The sequence below is a fragment of the Streptomyces sp. NPDC057638 genome, from assembly GCF_042800315.1.
Taxonomy (GTDB): Bacteria; Actinomycetota; Actinomycetes; order Streptomycetales; family Streptomycetaceae; genus Streptomyces.
In genome coordinates, this window is the sequence record NZ_JBHVHF010000392.1 from 1 (window position 1) to 6,163 (window position 6,163).

Sequence of the window (6,163 nt, forward strand, 5' to 3'; positions counted from 1 at the left end):
CCTCCCGGGGATGAACCGGGAGGCGGGCCTCAGCCTCGGATACGGACAGGACCTAGTCGTCGAAGCCCAGGAGGAGTTCGTCGAAGTCGCGGCCGACCTCCGGCCAGTCCCACACCGACAGCGCGTGCTCCGACGCCAGCTTCCCGGCCGCCCGCCACACGTCCTCCGACGCGGTCGTCTCCAGGATCCGCCGGGCCGCCTCCTCCGGTGAGGAGACCACCCAGCCGTCCGGGTACAGCGTGCGCGCGCTGTTGTCGCGGCCCGCGTAGAACGGCCAGTCCCGCACCACCGGTACCGCCGCGCTCGCCGCGCCCTCCATCAGGCCGACATGGCAGCCCTCGCGTACGGAGGAGCTGATGATGGTGCCGATCTCGACCAGCTTCGACGGCACGTCGTCCGTCGGGCCGAGCCGCACCACCGCGCCGGACTCCTCCAGCGGGGCGATCCGCGCCTCGAACTCCTTGAGGTAGTCCTTGGTGGCCCGGCTGGTCTTGGGGTCCATGTCGCCGCCGACCAGCAGCAGCCGGTAGCGGTCGTCCTCGGCGCGGACCCGCTCCAGGACGTCGATGGCCCACTGGGGGTCCTTGGCGACCTGGGAGATCCCGATGAGCCCCAGGTTGAAGCGGGCGTCGGCGGGCTTGGGCCGGTCGAAGCCGCTGAGGTCCATCGCGTTGTGGAGCATGTGGGTGCGCGGTGCCTGCTCGCCCCGGAGCATGGGCACCAGGGAGGTGGTCAGGTCCCGTACGTGGTCGGCGACGTAGACGAGGTCGTCGATACGGGAGAAGTCCACCAGGTGCGGCCAGCGGGTGAAGGCCTCGTAGCTGTGGAGCCGGACCACGATCCGGGTGTCGCCCGGGTCGATGGTCGTCAGCATCACGGCCGGGGCCACGCACCAGTCGAGGAAGACGGTGTCGGCCCAGTCCAGGTGCGGGCGCATCATGGCCTCGACCTGCTCGGCGTAGAGCTCGTCCCCGCCGAGGCGGTTCTCTATCATCCGCCGCCCGGCCCAGGAGAGCCGCTTCATGGCGGTGGAGGCGGCCAGGTCGAGATAGCGCAGCTCGACGTCCGGGTGTTCCTCGTACTGCTTGAGGATCAGCTGGAGGAAGTTGTCGTTGGCGCTGGTGGTGACGAGGAGCCGCATCGGGCGGTCCAGCGGGGGCTGCTTGGCCGGGGTCTTACGGCCGCGCGGCTGCTGGATCCGCCGCATCACCTCGGCCGCGTGGACCGGCTTGGCGAACGCCGCCGGGTCGACCGCCAGCGGCGAGCTGAGCTGGTCGATATGGATCACCCGGTGGAAGCCGAGCACGAGCGCCCGGTCCAGTGTGGACGCGGCGGCGGCCGGGTCCCCGACCTTGAGCTGCTCGTCGGCCTGGGTGAGGAGTTCCTGGACGGTGCTGTCCAGGGCCTTGGGCGCGATGCCCTTGCCCAGTTCGGTGCGGACGGCCTCGTCCAGCAGTCCGGTACGGATCGTACGGTCGCCGATATGGCGGGCGGCCGTGGTCAGCGCGAGGGTGGCGCCACCGGGGCGTCCGGCCCAGCGCATGCCCTCGGCGACCTGACGGGAGAGCGCCGCGCGGACGGAGGCGGGCACGCCGGGCGCGCCCAGCGCGGTGCGCCACAGCCGGGCGCCGACGGCCGACCGCATCACGGGACGGGCCGTGGCGGTACGGATGACGGTACGCGGCAGGGCCTTCGCCTCCCGGCGCACATCGCTGGCGAGCACCGCGGCGGGCGGCATCATCCGGCGCTTGGCGGGCGGGGTGGAGCCCTGCTGGGTCTCCAGCGCGCGCAGCGCCGGGGCGAGCCCGAAGAAGGCGCCCGCCGAGGCGTTGTACTGGGAGAGCCGCCACACGGTGTAGACCGCGTTGGGGTCGAGGGCGACCAGGTGGGCCGCGCTCCCACCGTGGCCGCGCAGCCACGGTTCGCGCCGGACCTGCACCCACAGGCGCCGCCCGTGCGGCACCTTCTTCAGCTTGCGCCGGGTGGAGGTGGACAGGTGCCCTATGCCGAACGGCAGCTGGTGGTAGCTGTCGAGGCCGAGCGTGTCGAGTTCCTCGGTGGACTCACGCGCGTCGAAGAGGACGGCCATATGGACCCGGGCGCCGAGGGCGCGGAACTTGCCCACCGCCCCGGCCAGTACGCCGAGCTGCGGCTTGGCGGTGGCGACGAAAAGCACATCGGTCACGAGGTGGGCCCTCCGGCGGCGATCGACTCGGGCTGGGATCCGGCGCCTTGGACGGGCGGGCCGCCGTGATCGTCGGCAAGTCGTCTGACCAGCTTCTTCACGGCCACGGACATCAGCACCTCACGGGTGAACTGGTCGGCGTGGGCCATGGCCTCGGCGTGGACCGCGTCGCTGGTCTCGACGGCCATATGGGCCGCCGTGACGAAGGACTCGGCCAGCTTCTCCTCGTCCAGGCCGACCGCCCCGGTCCACAGGGGGTGGCCCTCCAGGACGTTGGAGGCGTCGTGCTCGACCACATGGGCGGAGACGATGGGCAGTCCGGTGGCCATGTACTCGTAGACCTTGCCGGAGGTCACATAGCGTCCGCCGATGAGGATCAGGACCATGGCGTCCCAGCGGGCGTAGATCTCGGAGACCTCGGCCTTGGCGGCGGGGCCGCCGAAGTGGACGCCGTCCACCTCGGCCTGCTTGAGCATCTCGGAGTGCTTGTTGGCCTCGCGCCCGGCGCCGTTGCCGATATGGCCGCGGACCTCGAAGCGGGCGCCCGCGAGCAGTGGTTCCCGCTCCCGGGCCGCGCGCCAGGCGTTGAGCACGGTCTCCAGATGGGCGGGGGTGAAGTTCACGGTGCCGAGGTAGCCGAAGGTCAGCCCGGCCTCGGCGTCGGCGCTGTGGGCGAGGCCGGGGGCGCTGTCGGCGTCGTACCCGTTGCGGACGACCTCGACCCGGGAGGCGAACTCGGGGTAGCGGGCCCGGTAGTGGTCGGCGATCGGGTCGTTGACCACCCAGAGGCTGACCGCGTTGTCCAGGACCTTCTGTTCCCAGCGGCCCATCTCGGAGTCCTTGGTGAACGCCTCGATACCGGTGATCACGTCGATGGACCAGCCGTCGCGGAAGTCGACCGCGTACGGGACCTTCGCCGTCTCCCAGAGCTTCCAGGCGGCGGCGAGGTTCACATACGGCACACAGCTCGCGACGAGCAGATCGGCCGGGCGCTCGCGGTGGATGTCGAGGACGGCCTTCTCCAGCGCGCCCCGCCACTCGCCGAAGTTGGGCTCGGGGAAGGTCTTCTGCTGGCGGGCGCGGAGCTGGGTGACCCAGCGGTTGGGGTTGAGCGCGCGCTCCTCGGAGTAGAGACGGATGTCCGTCTCCAGGTCCTCACGGGAGAGCGGCAGCTCGACGATCTTCACCCGGGGGTCGACCTGGTCGAGCAGGGTGGGATCGATGCCGGAGTCCCGCTCCCAGGACTCGCGCGCGATGTTGACGACGGTGACGTCCCAGCCCGCGTTGCAGAACTGGTTCGCCGTCTCGCGCATGCGGTAGGCACTGCTCTTCGCCGCGGGCGGAAAGCCGATGGCCAGGTAGATGACATGCGGCCGTGAACCCTCGGAGGAGGACAGCCCGGACCTGGGAGACGCTGACATAAGCGGTGACGCTAGCACGGTGACATGTGCGGATCTCGGCCCCGCTGACGGGGCCGGGACGCTCACGCGTGCTGGCTGCCCCCCTTCCACTCTTCCATGATCCGGACGACGTTCTGGGCGGCCTTGCCGTCGCCGTACGGCGTACCGGGGTCGGCGGTCGGGGCGGCCCGGGTGACGGTGGCGGCCCACGCCTCGGAGCCCATCAGATGCGGGTCGGGCACCAGCGTGTTCCAGCCGGTGGCGACGGTCTCGACCCACTCGGTCTCGGGGCGGATCGTGGTCGTGACGCGCTCCAGCAGGAACGCCTCCTTCTGCAGGCCGCCGGAGTCGGTGACCACACCGGAGGAGGCCAGCACGGCGGCGACCAGACCGGCGTACGGAAGCGGACGGCCGACCTTGATCGCGCCCTGCTCCAGCGTGATGCCGTGCTCGGCGGCGCGGGCGACCAGCCGCGGGTGCGCCAGCAGCGCCACCGGCACCGGCAGCGAGGCCAGCGCGCCGACGATCGCGGCGAGCCGCTCGGGGTCGTCGGTGTTGTCCGGGCGGTGCAGCGTGGCCAGCAGGAACGGCCGGCCCGGGTCGATGCCCTCGGGCAGTGCGGGCGCCGCGTGCTCGCCGGCCAGGACCGCGTCCCGGATCTTGAGGCAGATGTCGACCATCACATCGCCCGCGAGGACGGCACGCTCGGTGAGGCCCTCGTCACCGAGATGGCGCATGGCCTCCTCGGTCGGGGCCAGCAGCAGATCGGCGCAGTGGTCGGTGAGGACCCGGTTGTGCTCCTCCGGCATCCGCCGGTTGAAGGAGCGCAGCCCGGCCTCCAGATGCGCCACCGGGAGGTGCATCTTCACCGCGGAGAGCGCGCCCGCGATGGTGGAGTTGGTGTCGCCGTAGACCAGGACCCAGTCCGGCTTCTCGCGCTCCAGCACCGGGTCGAGCGCGGTGAGGACGGCGCCCGTCTGCGTGCCGTGGCTGCCCGAGCCGACGCCGAGGTGGACATCCGGGTCGGGGATGCCCAGACCCTCGAAGAAGACGTCGGAGAGGTCCGCGTCGTAGTGCTGTCCGGTGTGCACGATCACATGCTCGTGCTCCGTGCCCGCGAAGGCCGCCGCGATGGGGGCGAGCTTCACCAACTGGGGACGGGCACCGACGATGCTGATGACTTTCACAGACACACTCTTCTTCTGGGGTGCGGTCACTGGTGGGCTGTTCCGCCCCATGGTAGGCAATGGCTGGGCCGGTCCGGGCCCCAGGCACTGTCGTACTATCGTCGCGCACGTTGTGCGGGACGGTCGCGGAAGCAGCGGGAAAGTCGACGGTGAGGCATGGCGGTGTGGTCCGGACGCGGAGCGGGTCGGAAGGCCGGGAAAGCCCCCGGGGAGGTCGAACCCGCTCGTCATGACGGCCGTGATCCTGTGAGTTCCGCCGTACGGCCGGTGCCGGACACCTCCCTCCCCCCCACCACCGACTGGCTGGTCCGGGGCAAGGACGGACGGCTCACCGCGTACACGCCCGCGCGCGGAGCGGTCCTGCGCTGGACCGAGGACCACCGCGGCGGACCCCACTGGAGCGGGCCCGACTCCTTCCCCGCCCCCGATGTGGACCCCTATCTCGCCATCGCGCAGGGGCCCGACGGCTATGTCCACCTGGTCGCGCTGCGCCGCCGTCCGCTGCCGGACGGCCGGACCGGCACCGATGTGGTCTTCGCCCTCCAGTACCAGTCGGGGCTCGGATTCCGCGACTGGTCCGTCGTCGGAAACCCCTATCCGAACGATCCCCGGCACGCGGCGCTCATGGGCCAGCCCGGCGCCGTGGTCGACGCGGACAACTCCCTCCACGTCTTCGTACGGAACGTCGGCGGCGGCGTCTGCGGACGCTCCAGCGTGCCCAACGGCAAGTGGAACAAGTGGGCCGACTACAAGGGCAGCGCCGGGGCGGGCGCGGTGACCGGGACCATCGACGCCCGGGGGCTGATGGCGTTCGCGCTGCCCACCGCCGACGCGGTGATGCACTGGGGCCAGGAGACCAAGGGCGTCAAGTTCCACCGGCGCGAGGACCTCGCGGACAAGGCGGAGGCGGACTCGGTCAGCGGACTGGCCACCGCCGACGACCGGATCACCTGGTACTGGCACTCGGCCGCCGACCGTACGGTACGGGCCTGGCGGCCGGGCATGGACGCCCCGGCGGTCCTCGGCACCGGCACGGGCACCGGCCCCATCGCGCTGCTGCGCGCCCCCGTCGACGGACACGACTGCACCATCCTGGCCCACCGCGACGCCGCGACCGGCCGGCCCGCGCTGGCCGCCTACCCCACCGAGGACGAGTCCCGGGGCGTGACCTGGACCCTTACCGGTGAACCGTGTGTCGGTGTCCCGGCCCTCGCGCTGGACGGCCGGGGCCGGGTGGTCCTCGCCGCCTTCGGCGCCGACGGCTCGCTGCGGGTCTGCCGCCAGAAGGACGACGAGCCGGGGCTGGCGCTGGGTCCCTGGGGACGGTTCTGAGCCGGACCGGTGACCGGCACGGAGTACGGGTGAGCCCGGGTGGACCTGTCCACCCGGGC

At 71.8% G+C, this 6,163-nt stretch carries 4 protein-coding genes; 1 reads left to right on the forward strand and 3 read right to left on the reverse strand.

All coding sequences use genetic code 11. The annotated features are described in order from the left end of the window. Positions 1–52 precede the first annotated feature (52 nt). The 3 genes from ACFVIM_RS31630 to wecB form a co-directional block, all read right to left on the reverse strand. Positions 53–2,185: a glycosyltransferase family 1 protein gene (locus ACFVIM_RS31630; RefSeq protein ID WP_384308740.1), complete on the reverse strand. Its 2,133-nt coding sequence runs from the start codon at positions 2,183–2,185 to the stop codon at positions 53–55. Further along, positions 2,182–3,498, reverse strand: coding sequence for a glycosyltransferase (locus ACFVIM_RS31635; protein WP_384308746.1), 1,317 nt, complete (start codon positions 3,496–3,498; stop codon positions 2,182–2,184). The genes ACFVIM_RS31630 and ACFVIM_RS31635 overlap by 4 nt, the downstream gene beginning before the upstream one ends. Before the next feature lie 170 nt (positions 3,499–3,668). Beyond that, positions 3,669–4,772 carry a non-hydrolyzing UDP-N-acetylglucosamine 2-epimerase gene (gene wecB / locus ACFVIM_RS31640; RefSeq protein ID WP_384308749.1) on the reverse strand — a complete coding sequence of 368 codons (1,104 nt, stop codon included), beginning with the start codon at positions 4,770–4,772 and terminating at the stop codon, positions 3,669–3,671. A gap of 246 nt (positions 4,773–5,018) precedes the next feature. On the opposite strand from wecB, the gene ACFVIM_RS31645 reads away from it, so the two are divergent. Next, positions 5,019–6,104, forward strand: a complete 1,086-nt coding sequence (locus ACFVIM_RS31645; protein WP_384308743.1) for a hypothetical protein — start codon at positions 5,019–5,021, stop codon at positions 6,102–6,104. Positions 6,105–6,163: the final 59 nt, after the last annotated feature.

Coding starts and splice junctions, on each gene's coding strand:
- ACFVIM_RS31635 (WP_384308746.1), bottom strand. CDS start 3,498: ATGCGCGAGACGGCGAACCAGTTCTGCAACGCGGGCTGGGACGTCACC.